Origin of the sequence: Cellulosimicrobium sp. KWT-B (assembly GCF_002127155.1) — a bacterium.
GTDB lineage: Bacteria > Actinomycetota > Actinomycetes > Actinomycetales > Cellulomonadaceae > Cellulosimicrobium > Cellulosimicrobium funkei.
On record NZ_NEDO01000001.1, the window covers coordinates 111,095 to 136,283 of the forward strand.

Genomic DNA, 25,189 nt, shown 5'->3' on the forward strand with positions numbered 1-25,189 from the left:
GGTCCGAGCGTCGGGACCCGACCGTCACGTGCCGCCGTCGCGCCCCCGGGCGCGGCGGCGGCTTCGTCATGCCGCGAGGCCCAGGCGGTCCATCCGCCGGGAGTGCTCCGCCGTGAGGCGCGCGAACACCCAGGACTGCGTCGCGGGCGCGGGCCCGCTCCCGCCGTCGGCGCCGACCGGCTCGGCCCCCGCCGCCACGAGCCGGGCGAGCGCGGGACGCCTGGACAGCACGTCGCCGACGACGCCGAGCGCTTCCCCGACGAGGCGCCGACCCCACAGCGCGAGGCGCGACGCGAGCACCGGGTCCTCGGCGGCGACCTCGGCGATGACCGGGGCGTAGCGCTGCGACGGGGTGTCGTGCGTGAGCGCCTGCACGACGACGTCGCGCGAGCGCTCGTCGAGACCCTGGGCCGCGAGGAGGCAGAAGTCGTCCGCGACGCCCTGGCCCACGTAGCCCTTGAGAATGCCCTCCCACCACGTGCTGGGCTTCGTGCGCGCGTCGAAGTCGTCGAACAGGCCGTCGAACGGGCTCATGCAGTCCGCCGGGTCGCCGCCCAGCTCCTCGACGCGCACGAGCACACGCTCCTGCCGGTCGAGCATCGCGGCCGCGAGGCGGGACAGGGCCTGGCGCTGGCGCAGCGTGGGCGCGTGCGCGGCGTCGCCCGCGAGGCGCCCGAAGCTCGCGAGCTCGGTGTACGCGACGAGGCCGAGCAGCTCCACCGCGTCGGTGTGGTCCGCCGGGGGCAGGGTCGTGGGGCTCGCGTGCTCGGCGTCGCTCATCGGGCCAGGATAGTTCTCCGATATCATGGCCGACGTACATCGGTTGCCCGGTCGTCCAGACCTCACGCTCGTCACGCGTACGACGACGGCACGGCACGGTCCGCAGCGCGGGCCTGGCCACGACATCCCACGATCGGCTGCCGGCCACGAGGTGCGCACGACCGCGACCGGGAACCTCCCCGGCTCCGGGCCCCGACGGGCCCGCCGACGGTCGCGCGTGCCCGAACGAGACAGAGGCACCAGTGACCACCACAGACGCCACCACCACCGACGCGACGCCGGACGTGAGCGCGGACGCGACGTCCGTCGCCGCCAGCGTCCACGCGGACAACACGACCTTCGCGGACTTCGGCGTGCGCCAGGAGATCGTCGACGCGCTCTCCGACGCGGGCATCGTCCAGCCCTTCCCCATCCAGGCGATGACGCTCCCGGTCGCCATGTCCGGCCACGACATCATCGGCCAGGCCAAGACCGGCACCGGCAAGACCCTCGGCTTCGGCGTGCCGCTGCTGCACCGCGTCGTCGCCCCGGGCGAGCCCGGCTTCGACGAGCTGCCCTCCCCCGGGAAGCCGCAGGCGCTCGTCGTCGTCCCGACGCGCGAGCTCGCCGTCCAGGTCGCGAACGACCTCACCACGGCCTCGAAGCGCCGCTCGGTGCGCATCGTCCAGCTGTACGGCGGTCGCGCCTACGAGCCGCAGGTCGAGGCGCTGACGCGCGGCGTCGAGGTCGTCGTCGGGACGCCCGGCCGCATGATCGACCTGATGAACCAGGGCCACCTCAACCTCACGCGCGCCGCCACCGTGGTCCTCGACGAGGCGGACGAGATGCTCGACCTCGGGTTCCTCCCCGACGTCGAGAAGATCCTGGCGCGCACGCCCGCCCAGCGGCACACGATGCTCTTCTCGGCGACCATGCCGGGCGCCGTCGTCTCGATGGCGCGCCGCTACATGAAGCAGCCGACGCACATCCGCGCGAACGACCCGGACGACGGCGGCCAGACGGTCAAGAACATCGAGCAGGTCGTCTACCGCGCGCACGCGCTCGACAAGGTCGAGATGCTCGCGCGCATCCTCCAGGCCGAGGGCCGCGGTCGCACGATCGTGTTCGCGCGGACCAAGCGGACCGCGGCGAAGGTCGCAGACGAGCTCGTCGACCGCGGCTTCGCGGCCGGCTCGATCCACGGCGACCTGGGCCAGGGCGCGCGCGAGCAGGCGCTGCGCGCGTTCCGCAACGGCAAGATCGACGTGCTCGTCGCGACCGACGTCGCGGCGCGCGGCATCGACGTCGAGGACGTCACGCACGTCGTGAACTACCAGTGCCCCGAGGACGAGAAGACGTACCTGCACCGCACCGGCCGCACCGGTCGCGCGGGCAACAAGGGCACCGCGGTGACGTTCGTCGACTGGGACGACATCCCCCGCTGGTCGCTCATCGACAAGGCGCTCGACCTCGGGATCCCCGAGCCGGTCGAGACGTACTCGAGCTCGCCGCACCTGTACACCGACCTGCACATCCCCGAGGGCACGAAGGGCCGCCTCCCCAAGGAGCGGCGCACGCTCGCGGGGCTCGAGGCGGAGGAGATCGAGGACCTCGGCGAGACCGGCAAGCGGCACACGCCCGCGGGCGGGTCGCGCGGTCGCCAGGGCGGCCGGTCCGACGGCGGCCGTGGCCGCTCCGAGGGCGAGCGAAGCCGGTCCGGGGGCCAGGGCCGCTCGGGCGGGCGTCGCGGCGAGACCGAGCGCACGGGCGCTCGCGCCGAGGGCGAGCGCACCGAGGCGACCGAGGGCGTCCCGGCGACCGAGGGCGGCGAGCGCCGCCGTCGGTCCCGCAGCCGTCGTCGCACGCGCGGCGGCCGCCCGGTCGAGCAGCAGGGCGGCGGCGCCGAGGCGACCGCCCAGCCCGCCGAGTAGCCGCTCCACGGCCCGACGCCGGACCCCGGGTCGCGCCCCCACGGTCACCAGACCGCGGGGGACGGGACCCGGGGTCCGTCGCGTCCGGGGTCAGTGCACGTGCGCGTCGCGCCCGGCGAACCACACCGCGACGCCCTGGACGGCCGCCGCGGCGACGAGGAGCAGGAGCGGGAGGGTCCACGCGCCGGTGACGTCGTGCGCGAGCCCGAGGCCGAGCGGGCCGGTCGCGGCGAGCAGGTAGCCGGCGCTCTGCGCCATGCCGGAGAGCTCGGACGTGTGCGCCGCGTCGCGCGCCCGCAGCGCCATGAGGGTGAGCGCGAGGCTGATCCCGCCGCCCTGCCCGAGGCCGATGAGCACGACCCAGAGCGCCGCGCCGCCCGGCGCGACGGCGAGCCCGAGCAGCCCCGAGCCGACGAGGGCCACGAGCACGAGGCCGATGCCGCGCTGGCGCGGCATGCGCCCGGCGAGGACCGGGGTCACGAACGAGCCGACGATCCCCGCGAGGTTGCACAGCGCGAGGAGCCAGCCGCCCGCCTCCGGCGTCCGGCCGAGCGCGACCATGATCTCGGGCAGCCAGGCGTTGACCGCGTAGAACGACAGCGACTGCATGCCCATGACGACGGTGACCGCCCAGGCGAGCGGCGAGCGCCACACCGCCGACCGCGCGGCGGCCGGTCCCGTGCCGGGTCCGAACGCCACCGTGCCGGCGGGGTCGGGCCGCAGCGCGCGCGGCACCCAGACGATCGCCCCGAGCACGGCGAGGACGCCCCAGGTCGCGAGCGCGCCGCGCCAGTCGAGGCCGGCCGCGGACGCGACGGGCAGGGTCAGGCCCGCCGCGAGCGCCGCCCCGCCGGAGAGCGCCATCGAGTAGAGGCCGGTCATGAGACCGATGCGGTCGGCGAAGTCGCGCTTGATGAGCGCGGGCAGCAGCACGTTCCCGAGCCCGATCGCGCACCCCGCGACGACCGTCCCGGCGAACAGCCCCACGGTCGAGGGCACGAGGCGCAGCCCGAAGCCGACGCACAGCAGCACGAGGCTCACGAAGAGCGCGCGCTCGAGCCCCCAGCGCCGCGCGAGCACGGGCGCGAGCGGCGCGAGGAGCCCGAAGCACAGGACGGGGAGCGTCGTGAGCACGCCCGCCGCGGTCGCGCTGAGGCCCAGGTCCGAGCGGATCTCGCCGAGCACGGGCGAGATCGCGACCACGGCCGGCCGGAGGTTGAGCGCCGCGAGGACGATCGCGACGACGGCGGCCAGCCCCAGCGGACGGCGCAGCCCGCTCACGCCTCGACCTCGCCGGCGTCGGCGTCGGCGCGGCCGGGACCGGCCGTGGCGGCCTCGACGAGCTGCGCCCGCACGGCGTCGATCGTCGCGACGACGGCGGCCTCGGCCGCCTCGGCGTCGGCCGCCCGGACCGCCGCGACGACCTCCTCGTGACCGGGGACGTCGCGGTGGTGCCGACGCTGCCCGCCGGACGGGAGCGTGCGGACGAGCGCGTGGTCGAGCCCGTCGTAGAGGTCGGCCAGCAGGGGGTTGCCCGCGGCGCGCACGACCTCGCCGTGGAAGGCGACGTCGGCGGCCTGGAAGGTCTGCTCGTCCCCGTCGCGGGCCGCGACCTGGGCCGCGAGCGCCGCGTCGAGTCGGTGGAGCGCGACGGCGTCGGCCCGCCCGGCGGCGGCACGCGCCGCGCCGCGCTCGAGGATCTCGCGCACCTCGAGCACGTGCAGCGCGTCCGTGGTGCGGGCCCGGCGGGTCAGGGCGGCGTCGAGCCCGTCGGCCGCGCGCACGTAGGTCCCGTCGCCGCGCCGCGGCTCGAGGATCCCGGCGTGCTCGAGCGCGCGCACGGCCTCGCGCACGGTGTTGCGCCCGACGCCGAGCTCCGCGACGAGCTCCGGCTCGGCCGGGATGCGCGTGCCGACGGGCCACTCCCCGCGCTCGACGCGCTGCATGAGCCGTTCGACGACGAGCTCCGACACCTTGCGGGGAGGACTGATCGGCTGGTTCACCGAAAGAACCTAACATCCCCTGTTTGCCTCGGGGGGTCGCGACGGCCGTACGGGATCCCGCGTACGGGGGTTGACCAGCGCGCTGGACCGCGAGGACCTTGCGACAGGACCGCTCCTTCGACGACGAAAGCGAGACCACCATGGACCCCACCCCGTCACGACGCCGACGACTGCGCAGCCTCCTCGCCCTGGTCGCCTCCGCCACGCTCGTCGGGACGCTCCTCACCGGCACCACGACCGCCGCGGCCGCGGACACCGAGCTCGCCGTCAACGGCGGGTTCGAGTCCGGGCTGTCCGGGTGGACCTGCTCCGGCTCCACGGGGCAGCAGGTCACGAGCCCGGTCCGCACCGGCAGCGGGGCGCTCCGGGCCACGCCCACCGGGACCGACACCGCGCGCTGCTCGCAGACCGTCGCCGTCCGGCCCTCCTCGACCTACACGCTCAGCGCGTGGGTCCAGGGCTCCTACGCGTACCTCGGGGCGAGCGGCGCGACGGCGCAGGACGTCACCACCTGGACGCCCTCGGCCGCGACCTGGCAGCGGCTCAGCGTGACCTTCACGACGACCGCGACGGCGACGTCCGCGACCGTCTTCGTGCACGGCTGGTACGGCCAGCCCGCCTACCTCGTCGACGACGTCAGCCTCGTGGGCCCGGGCGGCGGCGCGGCGCAGCCGCCCGCGACTCCCACCGGCCTCACGGCCGGGACGCCCACCGCCACCAGCGTGCCCCTCACCTGGGGCGCCGTCGCCGGCGCCACCGGCTACGCCGTCTACCGCGACGGCACCCGCGTCGCCACGACCACGGCCCCGTCCACCACCGTCTCCGGGCTCACCGCCGCCACCGCCTACTCCTTCCAGGTCACCGCGACCAACGGCGCGGGCGAGTCGCCCCGCTCCGCCGCCGTCGCCGTCACCACGGCGACCGGCGGCACCGGCGGCGGACCCGGCGCCGGGCTGCCGGCGCACGCGCTCGTCGGCTACCTGCACACGTCGTTCGCCAACGGCTCGGGCTACGTCCGGATGGCGGACGTCCCGGACTCGTGGGACGTCATCAACCTCGCGTTCGGCGAGCCGACGAGCGTCACGTCCGGCGACATCCGGTTCAGCCTCTGCCCGCGGACCGAGTGCCCGAACGTGGAGACGGTCGCGGAGTTCAGGGCCGCCGTCGCCGCCAAGCGCGCGGCCGGGAAGAAGGTGCTCCTGTCGATCGGCGGGCAGAACGGACAGGTCCAGCTCACGACGACCGCCGCGCGGGACGCGTTCGTCGCCTCCGTGAGCTCGATCATCGACACCTACGGGCTGGACGGGGTCGACATCGACTTCGAGGGGCACTCGCTGTACCTGAACCCGGGAGACACGGACTTCCGCTCCCCGACCACCCCCGTGATCGTCCACCTCATCTCCGCGCTCAAGACGCTCACGGCGCGGTACGGCGACGACTTCGTGCTGACGATGGCGCCGGAGACCTTCTTCGTCCAGAACGGCTACCAGTTCTACGGCTCGGGCCCGTGGGGCGGCCAGGACCCGCGCTGCGGCGCCTACCTGCCGGTGATCCACGCGCTGCGCGACGACCTGACGCTGCTCCACGTCCAGCACTACAACTCGGGACCGATCATGGGGCTCGACGACCAGTACCACTCGATGGGCGGCGCGGACTTCCACGTCGCGCTGACGGACATGCTGCTCACCGGCTTCCCGGTCGCGCGCGACACGACGAAGATGTTCCCCCCGCTGCGCCCCGAGCAGGTCGCGATCGGCCTGCCGGCCAGCACGCAGGCGGGGAACGGCCACACCCCGCCCGCGCAGGTCGCCCAGGCCCTGGACTGCCTCACGAAGGGCACGGGCTGCGGGTCGTACCGGACCCACGGGCGCTGGCCGGGGCTGCGCGGCCTCATGACGTGGTCGATCAACTGGGACCGCTTCAACGGCGGCGAGTTCTCCCGGAGCTTCGACGCGTACTGGCCCTGACGAGCGGGTCACCACCGCGCACGCGACCGGCGTCCGGGGGCCTCGCCCCTGGACGCCGGTCGCCTCCGACGGCGGGACGCGGGTCAGGCGGTCTGGACGAACTCGATCACGGCGTCGGCGACGAGCTGGACGGCGATGGCCGCGAGCAGCAGACCGGCGATCCGGGTCACGAGGATCGTGCCCGAGTCGCCGAGGACGCGGTTGATGACGTTCGCGAAGCGCATCGAGAGCCACAGGCACACGTGCACCGCGACGACGCCCGCCGCGATGGCGACCCACTCGGCGACGCCCCCGCCGCGCTCCCCCGCGCGCTGCACGAAGACCATCGTCGCGACGATCGCGCCCGGGCCGGCGAGCAGCGGCGTCCCGAGCGGCACGAGCGCGACGTTGACGCCCTTGTTGCCCGACGGCTGAGGCTCCTCCATCTTCCCGGTGAGCAGCTCCATCGCCACGAGGAGCAGCAGCAGGCCGCCCGCCGTCTGGAGCGCGGGCAGCGAGATGTGCATGTAGCTGAGGATCTGCTGGCCGAACACCGCGAACACGACGATCACGCCGAACGCCACGAGGATCGCGGTGCGCGCCGCCTGGTTGCGCTGCTTGGCGCCCATCGCGCTCGTCAGGCCCAGGAACACCGGCACCGTGCCGGGCGGGTCCATGATGACGAACAGGGTGACGAAGACCTCCGTGAAGAGCCGGACGTCGAAGAACTCGCTCATCGTCCGATCATCGGATCACGTCCAACTGTCCCAGCTCCTCGATCTGCTCCAGCACGGTCGGTGCTGTCGTGTTCTCCCCGAGCCGGTTCGGTTTGCCGGCCCCGTGGTAGTCGCTCGACCCGGTGACGAACAGGCCCAGGGTCCGGGCCAGGTCCTCGAGCCGTGCACGCTGACGCTCGTCGTGGTCGCGGTGGAACACCTCGAGCCCGGCGAGCCCCGCCTCGGCCATCTCCTCGATCACGGCGTCGGCCACGACGCGGCCGCGACCGTCCGCGCCGGGGTGGGCGAAGACGGGCACGCCGCCCGCGGCGCGGATCCCGCGCACGGCCACGACGGCGTCGGGCGCGTAGTGGGGCACGTAGTACGGGGTGTCCGTGGCGAGGATGGTCGCGAACGCGGCGGAGCGGTCGGGCGCGAGCCCGGCCGCGACGAGCGCGTCGGCGATGTGCGGTCGCCCGATCGTCGTCCCCGCGACGGTCTGGGCGAGCACATCCTCCCACGTGATCGGGTAGTCCTCGGCGATGAGGTCGACCATCCGCCGGGCCCGGCTCGTGCGCGCGTCGCGCGTGCGGTCCAGCTCGGCGAGGAGGGCGGCGTGCGCCGGGTCGTGCAGGTAGGACAGCACGTGCACGCTGATGCCGCCGGAGCGGGCCGAGATCTCCGCGCCGCGCACGAGCGCGACCCCGTGCGCGAGCGCCGCGTCCGTCGCCTGCGCCCAGCCCGCCGTCGTGTCGTGGTCGGTGAGCGCCACGACGTCGAGCCCGGCCGCGGCGGCCGCCTCGACGACCTCCCCCGGGGCGTCCGTGCCGTCGGACGCGGTCGAGTGGGTGTGGAGGTCGATGCGCACGGGGACCAGGATAGTGACGACCCACCGAGGCGGCGGCACGGGACCCCCACACGATGTCCACACGGGGCGCGGCCGCTCCCCACGGTCGTCCCAGGCTGGGGTGCCAGAGTCGGGAGCGATGACCCTCACGACGCCCCCCACGGCAGCCCTCGCGACGACCTCCCCCTCGACCCCCTCGACCCCCTCGATGCCGGCGTCGCCCGACCCCGCGCAGGCCCCGCCCGCGGTGGTCTTCGTCCACGGCATGCGCACCTCGGGCGCGATCTGGGACCACCAGGTCGAGCACGTGCGCGCCCTCGGCCACGACGCCGTCGCGGTCGACCTGCCCGCGCACGGCGCCCGCGCGCACGAGCGCTTCACGCTCGACCGCTCCTTCGAGGTGCTCGACGAGGCGGCCGCGTCGTTCGGCCCCGACCGCCGGGTCGCGCTCGTCGGCCTCTCGCTCGGCGGCTACACGTCGCTCGCCTGGGCGGCCCGACGTCCCGCGAACCTCGCGGGCGTGGTGGCCGCGGCCTGCACGTCCGACCCCAAGGGCAAGCCCGTCGCGCTGTACCGCGACGTCGCGCGCCTCGTCGTCGCCGGGGGCGGCGCCGTCGGTCGCGGCGCGCGCTGGGCCGCGCGCACGACCGCGACCGCGTGGGGCACGATCGCCCGCGGCGGGCGCGGCCTGCCGGGCGGTGCCGCGTCGTCGTACGCGCTGGCCGGGCCGGCCGACGCCGGGCCGCCGACGCCGGTCGCGCCCGGCTGGCACGTCGTCACCGACGCGCTCACCCAGCTCGCGGGCCGCTCGTGGCTCGCCCACGTGCGGGACGTCGACGTCCCCGTGTGGCTCGTCAACGGCGCGCGCGACCACATGCGCCTCGACGAGCAGCGCTACCTCGCCGCGGCCGCGGACGCGGCGCTCGTCGTCGTGCCGCGCGCCGGCCACGACGTCAACAGCGAGGCCCCCGAGGCCTTCAACCGCGTGCTCGGGCGCGCGCTCGCCGACTTCGGCCGCGTGCGCGGTGCGAGACTGGGGGCATGACCGACGCCACCCCCGTCACGCCCGCGCCCCTGTCCGAGACGCCCGACCAGGCCGCCGAGCACGCCGGCCCCGGCGAGGCCCAGGACCTGGCCGCGCGCGGGAGCAACCGCTCCCAGCGCCCGGACTCCGACGCGTTCAAGGCCTTCATCACGAGCGGCTGGGCGCCGCGCGCCGCGCTCGACGTCGAGCCGCTGCCGGCCGCGCCGTTCACCGTCGCGCGCCGCGCCGCGCTGTCGGCCCGGTTCCCGGGCGCGCGCCTCGTCGTGCCCGCCGGCCCGCTGAAGACGCGCTCGAACGACACGGACTACCGCTTCCGCCCGCACTCGGCGTTCGCGCACCTCACCGGCTACGGCACGGACCAGGAGCCCGACGCGGTGCTCGTGCTGCACCCCGTGGAGCCAGGCACCGGGGATGCCGGGTCCGACCACCACGCCGTGCTGTACGTCCGCCCGCTCGCCGCGCGCGACACGGAGGAGTTCTACGCGGACGCGCGGTACGGCGAGTTCTGGGTCGGCGCCCGCCCGTCGCTCGACGACGTCACGACCGCGACCGGCGTGGAGGCGCGGCACGTCGACGAGCTGCGCGACGCGCTCGCGAAGGACGTCGGCGCCGGCGGGGTCACGCTCCTCGTCGTCGCGGGCGCGGACGAGGCCGTGGAGGCGCTCGTCGAGGCGATCCGCGCGGAGGCGGGCGTCGACGACGTCGAGACGGCCGCGTCCGCCGAGGACCAGCAGCTCTCCGAGGCCGAGTGGCTCGCGCGCGCCGAGGCCGCGTACCGCCGCACGGACGCCGCGCTCGTCGAGGCCGTCTCCGAGCTGCGCCTGGTCAAGGACGCGCACGAGGTCGAGCAGATGCGCGAGGCCGTCGCGGCGACGATCGCGGGCTTCGAGGAGGTCGTCCGGAGCCTGCCGCGCGCCGTCGGGCACCGTCGCGGCGAGCGCGTCATCGAGACGACGTTCGACGCCCACGCGCGCCTCGAGGGGAACACCGTCGGGTACGAGACGATCGCCGCGGCCGGCGAGCACGCGACGACGCTGCACTGGATCCGCAACGACGGCGTCGTGCGGACCGGGGAGCTCGTGCTGCTCGACGCGGGCGTCGAGGTCGACTCGCTCTACACGGCCGACGTGACGCGCACGCTGCCCGTCGACGGCGAGTTCACCGAGGTCCAGCGCCGCGTGTACCAGGCCGTGCTCGACGCCGCGGACGCCGCGTTCGCGGTCGCGGTGCCGGGGGCGCGCTTCCGCGACGTGCACGCCGCCGCGATGGAGGTCATCGCCGCGCGCCTGGAGGAGTGGGGCCTGCTCCCGGTGAGCGCCGCCGAGTCGCTCTCGTCCGAGGGCCAGCAGCACCGCCGCTGGATGGTGCATGGCACGAGCCACCACCTCGGCCTCGACGTGCACGACTGCGCGCAGGCACGCCGCGAGCTCTACCTCGACGGGGTGCTCGAGCCGGGCATGGTCTTCACGATCGAGCCGGGCCTGTACTTCAAGGCGGACGACCTGGCCGTCCCGGCGGAGTACCGCGGCATCGGCGTCCGCATCGAGGACGACGTCCTCGTCACCGCCGACGGCAACGAGAACCTGTCGGCCGCGCTCCCCCGTCGGCCCGAGGACGTCGAGGCCTGGATGGCGCGGCTGCGCGGCTGAGCGGGCCCGGCTCACCGGCGGAGGAACTGGGCTATGGTGGCCCGTTCATCCACCGGTGAGGGGAGGTGAACTCACGTGGCGAAGAGCATCAAGAAGGAAGCGTCGATGTCCATCAAGGAGAAGCGCGCCCAGAAGCGCGAGAGGGCTGCCGAGACCGCAGTGAAGTCGCGGAAGCGCTAGCGGCGCTTCCGCGAGGGCCGGCCGACGGACGACGACGTCCGACGGCCGGCCCTCGTCGTCTCCTCCGAGAGACGTCCCGGTCGACCCGCGAGCGGTGCGTCAGGCGGGGCGCTCGGGCTGGTCGGGGTGCGCGCCGGGGGCGGGCGCCTGCCCGGGTGCGGCGTCGGGTGCCGGCGCGTCGGTCGGCTGGTCCGACGTCGGGCGCATCGCGCCGTAGCGCGGCTCGCCCGTCGGCGTCGTCCAGCGCGGGTCGGGCGTGCGGGTCGGGGGCGCCGCCGGAGGGGCCGGCGCGGGGACGCCCGCCGAGGGCTCCGGGGTCGGCGCGGGCGGCGCCGCGGGGGGCGTGGTGCCGGGCGTGCCCCAGCCGGGGTTGGCCGGCGCGGCGGGCCCGCGGACGCCGCCCGCCCCCTCGGGCATCCGGCCCAGGAGCTGGCGCGCCTCGCCCGCGCGCTCGGGCGCGCAGAGGATGCCGTAGGACGAGGCGACGATCTGGCTCTGCGACGTGAAGTCGCGCTTGCCCTGCGTCAGCGCGTACGACAGCACCGAGAAGAGCAGGCCGAACCCGGCACCGATCCCCACGGCGGTGAGCACGAACCCGCCCTGGCCGGAGAACATGAAGAGCAGCAGGCCGACGAAGAGGCCGAACCACGCGCCGGACGCGGCACCCGCGATCGCCACGCGGCCGTAGGTGAGGCGGCCCGTCACGCGCTCGACCATCTTGAGGTCGGTGCCGACGATCGTCACGAGCTCGACCGCGAACTTGTTGTCCGAGAGGAAGTCGACCGCCTTCTGCGCCTCGAGGTAGGTCGCGTACGACGCCACCTCCTCGCCGCGCGGCGGGGTGGGGACACGGGGGACGGCGCCCGGGCGTGACATGCTCATTCGCCCAGTCTGTCCTACCCGGGCGGAGCGCGCGAGGGCCGTCCCGGCGCCCGGCCCGCGACCGACGGCCGGGAGGCGACCGGTGACGCCCGCCACCTGCCGGGACGGAGCGCGGCGACGGGGGCGCGTGCGTAGGCTGGCGGCGTGAGTGCAGCCACCACCGTCTTCGTCGCGCGCCTGGCCGGGACCAGCGTGTTCGACCCCATCGGCGACCAGGTCGGGCGGGTGCGGGACGTCGTCGTGCTCATCCGGCCCAAGGGAGCCCCGCGCGCGGTGGGCCTGGTCGTCGAGGTGCCCGGCCGGCGTCGGGTCTTCCTGCCCCTGACGCGCGTGACGAGCATCGACGCGGGCCAGGTCATCTCCACCGGGCTCGTCAACATGCGCCGGTTCGAGCAGCGCGCGATGGAGACGCTCGCCGTGAGCGAGCTCCTGGAGCGCACGGTCCAGTTCGTCGACGGGTCGGGCTCGGCGACGGTCGAGGACCTCGCGATCGAGCGCCAGCGCACCGGCGACTGGCTCGTCACCAAGCTGTACGTGCGCCGGCAGGCGCAGCACAAGGGGACGCTCGGGCTGCGCCGACGGGGCGACGCGCTCGTCGTCGACGTCGACGCCGTGACCGGGCTCGCCGGGAGCACCGAGGCGCAGGGCGCCGCGATGCTCCTCGCCGCCTACGACGACCTCAAGCCCGCCGACCTCGCCGACGTCATCCACGACCTCGGCGACACGCGCCGGCTCGAGGTCGCGGGCGCGCTCGACAACGAGCGGCTCGCCGACGTCCTGGAGGAGCTGCCCGAGGACGACCAGGTCGCGATCCTCTCCGGGCTCGACACGGACCGCGCCGCCGACGTCCTCGAGGCGATGCAGCCCGACGACGCGGCCGACCTGCTGCACGAGCTCCCGGAGGCCCAGGCCGCCCAGCTCCTCGAGCTCATGGAGCCCGACGAGGCGCGCGACGTGCGCCGTCTCCTGTCATACGCCGAGGACACCGCGGGCGGGCTCATGACGTCCGACCCGGTCGTGCTCGGCCCGGAGACCACCATCGCGACCGCGCTCGCGCAGATCCGCCGCAAGGACCTCGCGCCCGCGCTCGCGTCGATGGTGTTCGTCGCGCGCCCGCCGCTCGAGACGCCCACGGGCCGGTTCCTCGGCGTCGCGCACTTCCAGCGCCTGCTGCGCGAGCCCCCGCACGCGGCCGTCGGCTCGGTGCTCGACTCCGACGTCGAGGGCGTCACGCCCGACGCGCCGCTCGGACGCGTGACCCGCATCCTCGCGACCTACGACCTGCTGTGCGTGCCGGTGCTCGACGCCGAGAAACGCCTGCTCGGCGCGATCAGCGTGGACGACGTGCTCGACCACATGCTGCCCGACGACTGGCGCGAGACCGACGACGAGGACACCGAGGCCGCGCGCCGGGCCGTCGCAGGCGGGCGCACGCCCACCGCGGGCACGCCCGGCCGTCCGGGCACCGCGGGGGTGGCCCGTGGCTGACCGTCTCGACACCCCGAAGACCGCGCGCCGCACGTTCTTCCCGCGCGTCAAGGTCGACCAGGACGCCGTCGGCCGCTCGACCGAGGGCATCGCGCGCTTCCTCGGCACCCCGCGGTTCCTCGTCTACCTCACCGTCTTCTGCGCGCTGTGGATCGCGTGGAACTCGTGGGGCCCGGAGGGGCTGCGGTTCGACTCCGCCGAGTTCGGGTTCACCGCGCTCACGCTCATGCTCTCGCTCCAGGCGTCGTACGCCGCGCCGCTCATCCTCCTCGCGCAGAACCGGCAGGACGACCGCGACCGCGTCACCGCCGAGCAGGACCGCCAGCGCGCGGAGCGCAACCTCGCGGACACCGAGTACCTCGCGCGCGAGATGGCCGCGCTGCGCATCGCGCTGAGCGAGGTCGCCACGCGCGACTTCGTGCGGTCCGAGATTCGCAACCTGCTCGAGGAGCTGGAGGAGAAGGCGGCGCGTCAGCCCGACGACGAGGTCGCCGACCGCTGACCCCGAGGCCCTACTGCGTGCCCTCCGCCGCGACCCGGCGCAGGCGCGCGGCGAGGGCGGGGTCGCCCGTGACGACGAGCCCGTCCGCCGGGCCGCGGCCCCAGAGCCACAGGTCGAGCGCCCAGGCCGGGCCGGACACCTGCGTGGTCGTCGAGCCGGGCAGGTCGACGAGCTGGGCGACGTCGAGGTCGTACGCCGTCCCCGACTCCGGACCGGTCCCCGTGAAGCGGCCGAACGCGAGCTCCCAGCTCCGCGGCCGCTCCCCCGGCCCGTCGACGACGACGGATACCGTCGCGCCGTCGGGCGTGAAGACGCCCCACCCGGGCACCCCGTCCACCATGACGGACAGCACCTCGTCGACGCCGTCCGCCGCGACGCCCGGGTCGGCGGGCGTGACGTCACGCCCGGCCGTGAGCTCCGCGTCGGCGCGGTGGACGAGCGCCTCGTGCGCCTGGCGTCGCAGCACCCAGCCGACGTGCCGGCCGTCGTCGTGCCACGACCAGCACGGCTCGTCGGGGTCGCGACCGGTGAGCGCCGCGACGAGCCGGCTCGTCGAGCGCTGGAGCAGCGCGGGCAGCTCGGCGTCGGACGCCGGCCGCGCGAGCGGCTCGACCTCGTCGCCGTCCATCCCCTCCCCGGGAGCCGGGCCGACGACGCGCGCCCAGAAGTCCTGCACCTCGGCGAGGTGGTAGAGCAGGTCGGCGCCCGTCCACTCGGGGCACGCGGGCACGCGCGCGTCGGGTGGGGCGCTGCGCACGGCGTCGCCGAACAGCTCGCTGTCCCGCGCGAGGGAGGCCAGGGCGTCCATCCGTGCACGGTAGCGCCGATCCGCGGCGCTCGTCGTGCGACGGGGCTCACGTCCGGTCCGGGACCTCCGACCCGGCCGACCGGGCTCCGGCCGCGCCTACGATGGGGGCATGCCCGACCCCGCCGCAGACCCGCTCGAGCACGCCGTCCGGCAGGCCCTCACCACGGTCCTGGACCCCGAGATCCGCCGCCCCGTCACGGACCTCGGCATGATCCGCTCGGTCGCCGTCGAGCCCGGCGCGCCGGGCGCCGTCGTGACGGTGGGCGTCGACCTCACGGTCGCCACGTGCCCGATGCGCGACACGCTCGCGCGCGACGTCGACGCCGCGGTGCGCGCGGTCGACGGCGTGGCGGACGTCCGGGTCGACCTCGGCGTCATGACCGCGGAGCAGCGCGCCGAGCTGCGCACGATGCTGCGCGGCGGCGTGGGCGAGCCCGAGATCCCCTTCGCCAAGCCCGGGTCGCTGACGAAGGTGTACGCGATCGCGTCGGGCAAGGGCGGGGTGGGCAAGTCGTCGGTCACGGCGAACCTCGCGGTCGCGCTCGCCGCACAGGGTCTCGAGGTCGGGGTCGTCGACGCCGACATCTACGGGTTCTCCATCCCGCGCATGCTCGGCGTCGACCGGCAGCCGACGCGCGTGGACAACATGCTCCTGCCGCCGATCGCGCACGGCGTGAAGGTCGTCTCGATCGGCATGTTCGTGCCCCCGGGCCAGCCCGTCGTGTGGCGCGGACCGATGCTGCACCGCGCGCTCCAGCAGTTCCTCGCGGACGTGTTCTGGGGCGACCTCGACGTGCTGCTCCTCGACCTCCCGCCCGGCACGGGCGACATCGCGATCTCGGTCGCGCAGCTCCTGCCCGGCAGCGAGATCGTCGTCGTCACGACGCCGCAGGTCGCCGCGGCGGAGGTCGCCGAGCGGGCCGGGTCGGTCGCGACGCAGACCCAGCAGGGCGTCGTCGGCGTGGTCGAGAACATGTCGTGGCTCGAGCAGCCCGACGGGTCGCGCCTCGAGGTGTTCGGCGCGGGCGGCGGCGAGCGCGTCGCGGCGAACCTGTCGCGCGCCACGGGGACCGCCGTCCCCCTCCTCGGCCAGGTGCCGCTCGACGTGTCGCTGCGCGAGGCGGGCGACGGCGGCACCCCGGTCGTGCTCTCCGACCCGGGCTCCCCCGCCGCGGCCGCGCTGCGCGACGTCGCCGCGGGTCTCGCGCGCCGGCCCCGCGGGCTCGCGGGGCGGTCGCTCGGGGTCACGGTCGTCTGACGCGACGACCTCCGGACGTCGGCCGGTCTTTCACCGTCCTTTTCCTGTCTTTTCCGCGCGCCACGGTATAGTCTCGCCCGCATCTCGTCCGGGGGGACGGCCGTCGGGCCGGTGAGGGGGATCGTGTCGTGGCATCGCCGCCGCTCCGCCCTGCCCTCGTCTCGCTCGCGATCCCCCTGACCTGGGACGCCGCTCCGGCTGCCCAGGGAGAGTGCTGCTGTCCCCCGGGCGCGCACGCCCACCTCACGTGGTCACGTCGACCTGACCGGTCGGTGACCCGTCAGTGACGAAGCCGCGACAGAACTCCTCCCCAGGGATGACGACGCCGTCCGCGTCTCCGCCCTAGCCTCGGGCCGGGCCGTCGTCGGCCCCGCCAGCAGCGCCCGTTCGCCGTCCCGCCACCGTCGTCCCAGGAGCCCGCACGTGGGTATCACCCGCCGGATCGTCTTCCCCGCCCTCCGCATCGTCATCTGGGCGGCGATCGCCGCCCTTCTCGCCGTGATCGCGTTCCGCTCGGCACCCGAGCCCGCGACCGACCCCGCGTTCCCCACGGCCGAGCTCGTGGAACCCCGCGTGGCCGTCTCCACGGGAGACGTCACCAACACCGTGAAGCTGACCGGGCAGGTCGTCGCCGACCCGGCCGCTCCGCAGAAGGTGACGCAGCGCGGGGTGGTCACGGCGGTGCTCGCCAAGCCCGGCGACGTGGTCGAGGCAGGCGCGCCCCTCCTCGAGGTGACCCTCGAGGAGCCCCGCGAGCCCCTCACCGAGACCGACCCGGAGACGGGCGAGGTCACGGTCACCGAGCGCCGACCGAAGGTCACGCGGGAGACCGTCGAGGCCACCATCGACGGGACGGTCGCCACGTTCACCGCGCTCAAGGACCAGGAGGTGGCGGTCGGCGAGGACTTCGCGACCGTCTCGCCCGGCACGCTCTCGGTCACGGCCAGCATGGTCGCCGAGCAGCAGTTCCGACTCCTCCAGATCCCCGGCGAGGCGACCGTCACGGTCACCGGCGGCCCCGCGCCGTTCGTGTGCACGAACCTCCGCATGGGCGCCGCCGCCGCCCCCGAGAACGCGCCCGAGGAGGGCGCACCCGACCCGGCGGGCGGTGCGTCGTCCGCGAGCGTGACGTGCGCCGTCCCGGGCGACGTCACCGTCTTCGCCGGGCTCGCCGCCGAGCTCGAGATCACCGCCGGCTCCGTCGAGGGCGCCCTCGTGGTGCCCGTGACGGCGGTCCTCGGACGCGTCGAGCAGGGCAAGGTGTGGGTCGTCGACGCAGAGGGCGAGCCCGAGGAGCGCGCCGTGACGCTCGGTCTCACCGACGGCTCGGTCGTCCAGGTGACCGAGGGCCTCGCCGAGGGCGACGAGGTCCTCGAGTTCGTGCCGGGCCAGGACGTCATGCCGGTCTTGGACGACACGATGGTGACGGACGACAGCGAGGCCTCGTACTGATGAGCCTCCTGGAGCTCAGCGGGGTCACCCGCTCGGTGCTGCTCCCCGACGACCGCGAGCTCGAGATCCTGCGCGGCATCGACCTCACGGTCGGCGCGGGCGAGCACGTCTCGATCGTGGGGCGCTCGGGGACGGGCAAGTCGACCCTGCTCAACATCCTCGGCCTCCTCGACAGCCCGACGAGCGGGGACTACCTGCTCGACGGCGTCCCGATCGGCCGGCTCTCGGGCCGCGCCCGGGCGAGGCGCCGCGGCACGGACTTCGGGTTCGTGTTCCAGCAGTTCAACCTGCTGCAGGGCCGCACCGCCCTCGAGAACGTCGTCGCCCCGCTGCTCTACGCGCGCGGGCGGCAGTTCTGGCAGCGGCGCACGCTGGCCGCCCAGATGCTCGAGCGGGTCGGCCTCGGCGACCGGCTCGACACGACCCCGGAGAAGCTCTCCGGCGGCGAGCAGCAGCGCGTCGCCATCGCGCGCGCGCTCGTGCGGGTCCCGCGCGTCATCCTCGCGGACGAGCCCACGGGCGCGCTCGACGTCGACACGGGCAGCGAGGTCATGGACCTGCTCGACACCATCGCCGGCGAGAACGGGTCCGCGCTCATCGCGATCACGCACGACCTCGCCGTCGCCTCGCGCGCCGCCCGCCAGTTCCGGCTCGCGGACGGCGTGCTCACCCCGATCTCCATCAGCGCGCGCAGCGCCGGGTCCCTCGGGGCGCTCGGCACCGCGCCGGGCACCGACCACGATCCCGGGACCGACCCCGGGACGAGCCACGACCACCAGGCCGAGCACGTGGCCCGCCCGCTCGTCGGGACCGGGCCGGTGCTCGCCGCCCGCACACCGGTCGGCGCGCCGGCCGGCAGCTCGTCCAGCGACTCCGCCCGCACCGCGCGCGGCACGGGAGAGACGGCATGACCGGCGTCGTCGGCGCCCTCATCGAGGCGTGGGACGAGCTGCGCGTCCACAAGGTCCGGGTGCTGCTCGCGCTCGTCGGCGTCGCGGTCGCGGTCTGCGCGATCACCACGATCTCGGCGGCCGGGGAGATGCTGCGCCAGGTGTCGTCCGAGCAGAGCGACCGGTGGAACGGGCGCGCCGCGACCCTCCAGGTGTCGGCGTGGCCCACGGGCGAGGGAGGGAGCGTCATGCCCGCGGCGGAGGAGTACGAGCAGGTCTTCGACGAGATCGTCGACCGCTACGGGATCGGCTACTCCTCGATGCTGCGCGACGCTCCCGCACCGGTGCGCTTCCCCGACGGCACGCAGGAGATCACCACGACGGGCGTGGAGCCCGACTGGGCCACGATGCACCGCTTCGAGGTGACGTCGGGCCGCTGGTTCACCGAGGCGGACGCGGACCGCCTCGCGCCCGCGCTCGTCGTCAACCAGGCGTTCCTCGACGCGCTCGGCGGCGTGACCGTGGCCGAGCACCCGACGGTGACGATCGGCGGGGACAACCCGGTCGTCGCGACCGTGGTCGGAGCCTTCCCCGACGACTGGCCGGACATGGCCCCGGTCGCGTACGCGCTGGTCGACGCGCAGTCGACGTGGGTCACGCCCGAGTCGATGGAGATGATGGGGCCGCCCCGGCTCGAGCTGTGGGTGCCCGACGACATGTCCGACGCGCTCGTCGAGACGGTGCGCCGCGACGTCGCGGGCGCGCTCGAGGGCGTCCAGGCCGACGTCTACCGGTCCGACTCGCCGTCGGCGTCGGTCGTCGACGGCGCCATCCGGTGGGTCGTGCTCGGCGTGAGCGCGATCGCGCTGCTGCTCGGCGGGCTCGGCCTCGTGAACATCGCGCTCGTCACGGTGCGGTACCGGATCCGCGAGATCGGGATCCGCCGCAGCTTCGGCGCGAGCTCCGGGCGCGTGTTCTTCTCCGTGATGATGGAGAGCGTCGTGGCGACCACCGTCGCGGGGCTGCTGGGCGTGACCGTCGCGATCGTCGTCCTGCACAACGTCCCGCTCGACGTGCTCATGGGGTCGGCCGTCCAGGACGCACCCGGGTTCCCGTTCTCCGCCGCGGTGACCGGCATGCTCGCCGCCGTCGGGATCGGCGCGCTCGCCGGGCTCCTCCCGGCGCTCGTCGCCGTGCGCGTCAAGGTGATCGACGCGATCCGCTACTGACCCGCTCGGCCCGGCCTCGTCGCCGGGCCGAGCGATGTTCGGTCATGTTTGATCGTGTTGGATTTCTCGACGATGTGGACAATACTGTCCGCATGCTCGCCTCACAGCGCCAGGAGCGCATCCTCGCGGAGATCCGGGACCACGGCGCGGTCCGCATCGGTGACCTGACCCGGGAGCTCGGGGTGTCGGACATGACGATCCGGCGCGACCTCGTGGAGCTCGCCGACCAGGGCCTGGTCCGCAAGGTGCACGGCGGCGCCGTCGCGCCCCACACGACCGCGCACGAGCCGGGGTTCGCCGCGAAGAGCTCGCGCGAGGCCGCGGAGAAGGAGGCCATCGCGACGGCCGCCGCCCGCCTCATCACCGCGAACGCGTCGGTCGCGCTGAGCGCCGGCACGACGACCCACCTGCTCGCCGCCCGCATCGCCGCGGACCCCGCGCTGCGCCCCCTGACGGTCGTGACGAACTCCCTCCCGGTCGCCGAGATCCTGCACCGGGCCAACGACCCGCGCCTGGAGACGATCCTCACCGGTGGCAGCCGCACGCCGTCGGACGCGCTCGTCGGCCCGCTCGCCGAGGCCGCGCTGTCGGGGCTGCGCGTCGACCTCGCGTTCGTCGGGGCGCACGGCGTCGACCCGGAGATCGGGCTCACGACGCCGAACCTCGACGAGGCCGCGACGAACCGCGCGCTCATCGAGTCCGCCGGGCGCACCGTCGTCCTCGCGGACCACACGAAGTGGCACACCACGGGCCTGCGCGTCTTCGCGACGTTCGCCGACGTGGACGTCCTCGTCACCGACGCCGGGCTCGCCGAGGACGAGCGCGCGCGCGTCCAGGACCTCGTCGAGCAGCTCGTCGTCGCCTGACCGGCGACCCCAGCGCCGACCCCCCGCACTCCCCCACCGCACCGCGATCGGAACACCGCACGCATGAACCCGCACCTGCGCCGCACCTCGACCCGGCTCGCCGACGGCCGCGAGCTCGTCTACTTCGACGACTCCCCCGCGTACGTCTCGGGCGAGCGCACGCGACGGCTCGACGACCCGCGCCCGCTGCCGGACCGCTTCGCCCCGGTCCCGGGCCCGGACGGGACCCCGCACCCGTACGTCGGCCCGGAGATGCGCCGGGACCCGCTCACCGGCGACTGGGTCCCGCTCGCCGCGCACCGGATGAACCGCACGTTCCTACCCGCCGCGGACTCGTGCCCGCTGTGCCCCGCGCGGCCCGGCAGCGCGTACTCGGACGGCGAGGTGCCCGACACGGACTACGACGTCGTCGTCTTCGAGAACCGCTTCCCGTCGCTCCAGCGCGTGCCGGGCGTCCCGGACGCCGTGGTCGAGGACGCGCCGCTCCAGCACCACGCCCCGGCGGCGGGCCGGTGCGAGGTCGTGTGCTTCTCGAGCGACCACCGCACGTCCTTCGGCGCGCTCCCGCCGCAGCGGGTGCGCACGATCATCGACGCGTGGGCGGACCGCACCGCCGCGCTCGGCGCCGAGCCCGGGGTCGAGCAGGTCTTCTGCTTCGAGAACCGCGGCCAGGAGATCGGCGTCACCCTGCACCACCCGCACGGCCAGATCTACGGCTACCCGTACGTGACGCCGCGCACGCGCACGCTGCTCGACCAGGCGCGCGAGCACCACCGCCGCACCGGCCGCAGCCTGCTGCGCGACGTGCTCGAGTCCGAGCTCGCGGACGGCCGCCGCGTGGTCCTCGAGACGGAGCACTGGGTCGCGTACGTGCCCTACGCGGCGCGCTGGCCCGTCGAGGTCCACCTCGCGCCGCGGCGCGACGTGCCCGACCTGCCCGCGCTCACGGACGCCGAGCGCGACGACCTGGCCACCGCCTACCTCGAGCTGCTGCGCCGCCTGGACCGGTTCTTCGAGACGGCCGACGGCGAGCCCATCCCCCTGCCGTACATCGCCGCGTGGCACCAGGCCCCGGCCCGCGAGGGCCGCTCGGTCGCCGACGGCGGCACCGACGACGTCACCCTCGCGCGGCTGCACCTGCAGGTGTTCTCCGTGCTCCGCGCGCCCGGCAAGCTCAAGTACCTCGCGGGCTCGGAGTCCGGCATGGGCGCGTGGATCAGCGACACGACGCCCGAGCGCATCGCCGCACGCCTCCAGGAGCTCGCCCCGACGAGCGCCGCCCGGGGCTGGGTGCCCGCGCTGGCGGACGACGACGGCGCCGCGCGCGCCCGTGCCGTGCTCGCCGAGGCGTTCGGCGCGGACGAGCCCGGCGAGGAGGTCCGCGTGTGGGCCGCGCCCGGGCGCGTCAACCTCATCGGGGAGCACACCGACTACAACGCGGGCCTGTGCCTGCCGGTCGCGCTGCCCCACCGCACCTACGTGGCGCTGCGGCCGCGCACCGACTCGCTCGTCCGCCTCGCGTCCGCGCAGGCGCCCGGCGAGACGTGGACGGCGCGCCTCGAGGACGTCGGCCCGGGCGAGGTCGCCGGCTGGGGCTCGTACGTCGCGGGCGTGGCGTGGGCGCTGCGCGAGCACCTCGTCGCCCAGGGCGCGGACCCCGCCGCCGTCCCCGGGTTCGACGCGGCCGTCGACTCGAGCGTCCCGTTCGGCGCCGGGCTCTCGTCGTCCGCGGCCCTCGAGTGCGCGGTCGCCGTCGCGCTCGACGACGTCGCCGGGCTCGGCCTCACGGCGACCGACGCGGGCCGCGCCGTCCTCGCCACCGCGAGCGTCCGCGCCGAGAACGAGATCGCGGGCGCGCCCACGGGCGGCATGGACCAGTCGGCGGCGCTGCGCGCGCAGGCCGGTCACGCGCTCCTCCTCGACTGCCGCCCCGGGCTCGACCCGGTCGAGTCCGCCACGCAGGTGCCGTTCGACCTCGACGCCGCGGGTCTCGCCCTGCTCGTCGTGGACACCCGTGCGGAGCACCGGCTCGTCGACGGCCAGTACGCGCAGCGCCGCGCCACGTGCGAGGACGCCGCCCGCACGCTCGGGATCGGCTCGCTGCGCGAGCTCGCCGACGCGGTGGACGCGAGCGACGACCCGGCGGCCGCGCTCGCCCGGGCGCTCGACGCGCTGCCCGACGACGTCGCGCGCCGCCGCGTGCGCCACGTCGTCACCGAGATCGGCCGCGTCCGCGCGTTCGTGGCGCTCCTGCGCGAGGGCCGGCCGGACGCCGTCGGGCCGCTGATGAACGCGTCGCACGCGTCGCTGCGCGACGACTACGAGGTGTCGAGCGTCGAGCTCGACGTCGCGGTCGACGCGGCGCGCGTCGCGGGCGCGCTCGGTGCGCGGATGACCGGCGGCGGGTTCGGCGGCTCCGCGATCGCGCTCGTGCGCGCCGACCAGGTCGAGACCGTCGCCGACGCCGTGCGCGCCGCGTTCGAGCGCGAAGGGCTCGGCGCCCCGGGCTTCCTGCTCGCGACGCCGTCCGCGCCCGCCGAGCGGGTCGCCTGACCGGTCCCGCTCAGACGTCGTAGGTGACGACGAGGGGCGCGTGGTCGCTCCAGCGCTCCTCGTGCGACGGCGCGCGGTCGACCTCGACCTTGACCGCGCGCTCCGCGAGGGAGGGCGTCGCGAGCTGGTAGTCGATGCGCCAGCCCGAGTCGTTGTCGAACGCGCGCCCGCGCCAGGACCACCAGGTGAACGGGCCCGGGCCCTCGCCGCCGTGGACGCGGCCCAGGTCCACGAGCCCGACCTGGTCCAGCCACACGTCGACGTAGGCGCGCTCCTCGGGGAGGAACCCCGCGCTCTTGAGGTTGCCCTTCCAGTTCTTGATGTCGACGTTGCGGTGGGCGATGTTGAGGTCGCCCGCGAGCACGACCTTCTCCCCCGTGGCCGCGAGCTCGCGCAGCCGCGCCGTGACCTTCTCGAGGTAGGCGTACTTCGCGACCATCGTCTCCGGCTGGCTCACGGTGCCCGAGTGGATGTACGCCGAGACCACGGTGAGACGGCCGCCGTCGGGCAGCTCCAGGTCGGCCTCGACCCAGCGACCGGTGTCGACCGGCGGCTCGGGCTCGCCGGCCCCGAGGCCGACGCGGACCGCAGACACCGGCAGGCGTGACGCGACCGCGACCCCGGCGCGTCCCTTGATGTCGCACGCCTGGTGGGCGACGTGCCAGCCCTCCAGCAGGTCGTTGACGACCGAGTCGGGCGCGCGCACCTCCTGGAGCAGCAGGACGTCGGGCGTCCGGGACGCGATCCAGGCGTCCATCCCCCGGCGGTAGGCGGCGCGGATTCCGTTGACGTTGGCGGTGGCGAGGGTCAGCACGCGGGCCATCCCATCACACGCCACCGACAACGACGGGCCCCGGCGTCAGGCGGGCGGCGTGGCCTCGCTCACGGGCGCCGCGACGACGCGGGCGGGCCGGAACGCGCTCGCGAGGACCGCCGAGACGGCGGCGAGCACGGCCAGCACCACGAAGCCGACCCGGAGGTGGTGGGCGGTCGCGAAGACGCCGGTGAGGACGCCGCCGAGCACGGCGCCCGCGTAGGTGAAGACGTTGAGCCGCGCGACCGCCCGGTCGGTGACCGTCGCCACGACCCCGGCGGCGGGATCCCCCGCCGCTCCCGCCCGGCCCGACGCGACCGCCTCCCGGGCGCGGTCCCCGACCGCCGAGAACGCGAGCGGCGCGACGACGCCGAGCCCGAGGCCGGTCACCGCGAGGCCGAGCACGGCGACGGGCCAGGCCGGGGCGGCCGCCACCGCGACGAACCCCAGGGCGCCGAGCGTGCCGCCCAGCCGCACGACCCGGACCCGGCCGAGGCGCTCGACGAGGCCGTCCCCGACGAGCCGCGACACGATGAGCGCCGCCTGGTACGCCGCGTACCCCAGCGGGGCGGCGGCCGCGCTCGCCGCGAGGACGTCGCGCAGGAACGTCGCGCTCCAGCTCGACACCGCGGAGTCGGCGACGGGGAACGCGAGCATCCCCGCGCCGAGCAGCGCGATCGTGCCCGCCGCGACCCACGTCACCGGTCCGGGCGCCGCCACGGCACCCGGGCCGGCCGGGGCGTCCTGCACGGCGTCCCGGACCACGGCATCGCTGACCACGGCATCCCGGACCACGGCGTCCGGGGCGACGGCCTCCGGGGCCGGGCGACCGCCGTCGGGCAGGCGCAGGGCGAGCCAGGCCGCCCCCACGGCGACGAGCAGCGCCGCGAGCGGGAGCGCGAGCGGCTGGCCGAGACCGGCCAGCGCGCCGCCCGACACCGCGAGCGCGCCGAGCACACCCCCGGCCGCGTTCGCGGCGTAGAACGACGCGAGCAGGCTGCGGCCGTGCGCGCGCTCGACGTCGATCCCGAGCATGTTCATCGCGGCGTCCACGGCGCCGAGCGCGAGCCCGTAGAGGCCGATCGCCCCGAAGAAGAGGGGCCACGACGGCGCGAGACCGATCCCCGCCACCGCCGCCGCGGCGAGCAGCAAGCCCCCGACGACCACCGTGCGCGCACCGCGGACGGCCGCCACGACGCCCGACAGCGCGCTGCCCAGGCCGGCGAGGACGCAGACGCCCAGCACGACGAGCGTGACGACGTCGTCGCCCATGCCGAGCCGGTCCTTGTATCCGGGGATGCTCGTGAGCACCACCGCGAACCCGAAGCCCTGCACGGCGTACGCCGCCGTCGTCGCGATGCGCTCCGTCAC

Annotated in this window: 21 protein-coding genes and 1 pseudogene; 13 read left to right on the forward strand and 9 right to left on the reverse strand. The window is 75.4% G+C overall.

All coding sequences use genetic code 11. The features are described 5' to 3' along the window. Nucleotides 1–66: 66 nt before the first annotated feature. Nucleotides 67–780, reverse strand: a complete 714-nt coding sequence (locus tag B9L22_RS00495) for a ferritin-like fold-containing protein (RefSeq protein WP_086148871.1) — start codon at nucleotides 778–780, stop codon at nucleotides 67–69. Nucleotides 781–1,022: 242 nt separating this feature from the next. Between B9L22_RS00495 and B9L22_RS00500 the strand changes: the two genes are divergently transcribed. Continuing rightward, nucleotides 1,023–2,690, forward strand: coding sequence for a DEAD/DEAH box helicase (locus B9L22_RS00500; RefSeq protein WP_086148872.1), 1,668 nt, complete (start codon nucleotides 1,023–1,025; stop codon nucleotides 2,688–2,690). A gap of 90 nt (nucleotides 2,691–2,780) precedes the next feature. On the opposite strand, the gene B9L22_RS00505 is transcribed toward B9L22_RS00500, so the two are convergent. Further along, a complete protein-coding gene (locus B9L22_RS00505) occupies nucleotides 2,781–3,971 on the reverse strand; it encodes an MFS transporter (RefSeq protein ID WP_086148873.1) in 1,191 nt (396 codons plus the stop codon). Beyond that, complete coding sequence (locus tag B9L22_RS00510; protein WP_086148874.1) at nucleotides 3,968–4,693, reverse strand: FadR/GntR family transcriptional regulator; 726 nt, start codon at nucleotides 4,691–4,693, stop codon at nucleotides 3,968–3,970. Before B9L22_RS00510 ends, B9L22_RS00505 begins: the two co-directional genes overlap by 4 nt. 140 nt (nucleotides 4,694–4,833) lie before the next feature. Between B9L22_RS00510 and B9L22_RS00515 the strand changes: the two genes are divergently transcribed. After that, nucleotides 4,834–6,660, forward strand: coding sequence for a chitinase (locus B9L22_RS00515; RefSeq protein WP_086148875.1), 1,827 nt, complete (start codon nucleotides 4,834–4,836; stop codon nucleotides 6,658–6,660). 83 nt (nucleotides 6,661–6,743) lie between these two features. Here B9L22_RS00515 and B9L22_RS00520 read toward each other — a convergent pair whose 3' ends face one another. Together B9L22_RS00520 and B9L22_RS00525 are read right to left on the reverse strand one after the other, a co-directional pair. Further along, nucleotides 6,744–7,376, reverse strand: coding sequence for a MarC family protein (locus B9L22_RS00520; protein WP_086148876.1), 633 nt, complete (start codon nucleotides 7,374–7,376; stop codon nucleotides 6,744–6,746). 7 nt (nucleotides 7,377–7,383) lie between these two features. Further along, a complete protein-coding gene (locus tag B9L22_RS00525; protein WP_085388342.1) occupies nucleotides 7,384–8,223 on the reverse strand; it encodes a PHP domain-containing protein in 840 nt (279 codons plus the stop codon). Nucleotides 8,224–8,341: 118 nt separating this feature from the next. Between B9L22_RS00525 and B9L22_RS00530 the strand changes: the two genes are divergently transcribed. Both B9L22_RS00530 and B9L22_RS00535 read left to right on the forward strand, forming a co-directional pair. Further along, entirely contained in the window at nucleotides 8,342–9,247 is a 906-nt protein-coding gene (locus B9L22_RS00530) for an alpha/beta fold hydrolase (protein WP_233139543.1), read from the forward strand. Then, on the forward strand, nucleotides 9,244–10,896 hold the full coding sequence (locus B9L22_RS00535) for an aminopeptidase P family protein (RefSeq protein WP_086148877.1): 1,653 nt from the start codon (nucleotides 9,244–9,246) through the stop codon (nucleotides 10,894–10,896). The genes B9L22_RS00530 and B9L22_RS00535 overlap by 4 nt, the downstream gene beginning before the upstream one ends. Nucleotides 10,897–11,175: 279 nt before the next feature. On the opposite strand, the gene B9L22_RS00540 is transcribed toward B9L22_RS00535, so the two are convergent. Further along, on the reverse strand, nucleotides 11,176–11,958 hold the full coding sequence (locus B9L22_RS00540) for a general stress protein (protein WP_086148878.1): 783 nt from the start codon (nucleotides 11,956–11,958) through the stop codon (nucleotides 11,176–11,178). A gap of 144 nt (nucleotides 11,959–12,102) precedes the next feature. On the opposite strand from B9L22_RS00540, the gene B9L22_RS00545 reads away from it, so the two are divergent. After that, nucleotides 12,103–13,446, forward strand: coding sequence for a magnesium transporter MgtE N-terminal domain-containing protein (locus tag B9L22_RS00545; protein ID WP_086148879.1), 1,344 nt, complete (start codon nucleotides 12,103–12,105; stop codon nucleotides 13,444–13,446). Further along, complete coding sequence (locus B9L22_RS00550; RefSeq protein ID WP_086148880.1) at nucleotides 13,439–13,948, forward strand: DUF1003 domain-containing protein; 510 nt, start codon at nucleotides 13,439–13,441, stop codon at nucleotides 13,946–13,948. Before B9L22_RS00545 ends, B9L22_RS00550 begins: the two co-directional genes overlap by 8 nt. A 10-nt stretch (nucleotides 13,949–13,958) precedes the next feature. Here the strand turns inward: B9L22_RS00550 and B9L22_RS00555 are convergent, their stop codons facing one another. After that, a complete protein-coding gene (locus B9L22_RS00555; RefSeq protein WP_086148881.1) occupies nucleotides 13,959–14,756 on the reverse strand; it encodes a maleylpyruvate isomerase N-terminal domain-containing protein in 798 nt (265 codons plus the stop codon). A gap of 109 nt (nucleotides 14,757–14,865) precedes the next feature. Between B9L22_RS00555 and B9L22_RS00560 the strand changes: the two genes are divergently transcribed. The 7 genes and pseudogenes from B9L22_RS00560 (at nucleotide 14,866) to galK (ending at nucleotide 23,004) form a co-directional block, all read left to right on the forward strand. After that, the gene (locus B9L22_RS00560; protein ID WP_086148882.1) at nucleotides 14,866–16,014 is read left to right on the forward strand and encodes an Mrp/NBP35 family ATP-binding protein; all 1,149 of its coding nucleotides are present in this window, start codon (nucleotides 14,866–14,868) and stop codon (nucleotides 16,012–16,014) included. 423 nt (nucleotides 16,015–16,437) lie between these two features. Next, nucleotides 16,438–17,466: an efflux RND transporter periplasmic adaptor subunit gene (locus B9L22_RS00565; RefSeq protein ID WP_086148883.1), complete on the forward strand. Its 1,029-nt coding sequence runs from the start codon at nucleotides 16,438–16,440 to the stop codon at nucleotides 17,464–17,466. Further along, complete coding sequence (locus B9L22_RS00570) at nucleotides 17,466–18,377, forward strand: ABC transporter ATP-binding protein (protein ID WP_086148884.1); 912 nt, start codon at nucleotides 17,466–17,468, stop codon at nucleotides 18,375–18,377. Before B9L22_RS00565 ends, B9L22_RS00570 begins: the two co-directional genes overlap by 1 nt. Next, on the forward strand, nucleotides 18,374–19,585 hold the full coding sequence (locus tag B9L22_RS00575; protein ID WP_086148885.1) for an ABC transporter permease: 1,212 nt from the start codon (nucleotides 18,374–18,376) through the stop codon (nucleotides 19,583–19,585). The genes B9L22_RS00570 and B9L22_RS00575 overlap by 4 nt, the downstream gene beginning before the upstream one ends. 92 nt (nucleotides 19,586–19,677) lie before the next feature. Further along, on the forward strand, nucleotides 19,678–20,451 hold the full coding sequence (locus B9L22_RS00580; protein WP_031315539.1) for a DeoR/GlpR family DNA-binding transcription regulator: 774 nt from the start codon (nucleotides 19,678–19,680) through the stop codon (nucleotides 20,449–20,451). A 63-nt stretch (nucleotides 20,452–20,514) separates the two neighbouring features. Continuing rightward, nucleotides 20,515–21,717: pseudogene (gene galT / locus B9L22_RS20340) on the forward strand (galactose-1-phosphate uridylyltransferase); the annotation flags it as partial. Nucleotides 21,718–21,741: 24 nt separating this feature from the next. Continuing rightward, nucleotides 21,742–23,004 carry a galactokinase gene (gene galK / locus B9L22_RS20105; protein ID WP_369824803.1) on the forward strand — a complete coding sequence of 421 codons (1,263 nt, stop codon included), beginning with the start codon at nucleotides 21,742–21,744 and terminating at the stop codon, nucleotides 23,002–23,004. Nucleotides 23,005–23,014: 10 nt separating this feature from the next. Here galK and B9L22_RS00590 read toward each other — a convergent pair whose 3' ends face one another. Next, nucleotides 23,015–23,818, reverse strand: a complete 804-nt coding sequence (locus B9L22_RS00590) for an exodeoxyribonuclease III (RefSeq protein WP_083385320.1) — start codon at nucleotides 23,816–23,818, stop codon at nucleotides 23,015–23,017. A 45-nt stretch (nucleotides 23,819–23,863) separates the two neighbouring features. Further along, nucleotides 23,864–25,189, reverse strand: a complete 1,326-nt coding sequence (locus tag B9L22_RS00595) for an MFS transporter (RefSeq protein ID WP_086148887.1) — start codon at nucleotides 25,187–25,189, stop codon at nucleotides 23,864–23,866.

Excerpts from the sequence above, each read along its gene's own strand:
- B9L22_RS00495 (WP_086148871.1), bottom strand. The coding sequence starts at position 780 with ATGAGCGACGCCGAGCACGCGAGCCCCACGACCCTGCCCCCGGCGGAC.
- B9L22_RS00515 (WP_086148875.1), top strand. The coding sequence starts at position 4,834 with ATGGACCCCACCCCGTCACGACGCCGACGACTGCGCAGCCTCCTCGCC.
- B9L22_RS00520 (WP_086148876.1), bottom strand. The coding sequence starts at position 7,376 with ATGAGCGAGTTCTTCGACGTCCGGCTCTTCACGGAGGTCTTCGTCACC.
- B9L22_RS00530 (WP_233139543.1), top strand. The coding sequence starts at position 8,342 with ATGACCCTCACGACGCCCCCCACGGCAGCCCTCGCGACGACCTCCCCC.
- B9L22_RS00535 (WP_086148877.1), top strand. The coding sequence starts at position 9,244 with ATGACCGACGCCACCCCCGTCACGCCCGCGCCCCTGTCCGAGACGCCC.
- B9L22_RS00540 (WP_086148878.1), bottom strand. The coding sequence starts at position 11,958 with ATGAGCATGTCACGCCCGGGCGCCGTCCCCCGTGTCCCCACCCCGCCG.
- B9L22_RS00555 (WP_086148881.1), bottom strand. The coding sequence starts at position 14,756 with ATGGACGCCCTGGCCTCCCTCGCGCGGGACAGCGAGCTGTTCGGCGAC.
- B9L22_RS00560 (WP_086148882.1), top strand. The coding sequence starts at position 14,866 with ATGCCCGACCCCGCCGCAGACCCGCTCGAGCACGCCGTCCGGCAGGCC.
- B9L22_RS00570 (WP_086148884.1), top strand. The coding sequence starts at position 17,466 with ATGAGCCTCCTGGAGCTCAGCGGGGTCACCCGCTCGGTGCTGCTCCCC.
- B9L22_RS00575 (WP_086148885.1), top strand. The coding sequence starts at position 18,374 with ATGACCGGCGTCGTCGGCGCCCTCATCGAGGCGTGGGACGAGCTGCGC.
- B9L22_RS00580 (WP_031315539.1), top strand. The coding sequence starts at position 19,678 with ATGCTCGCCTCACAGCGCCAGGAGCGCATCCTCGCGGAGATCCGGGAC.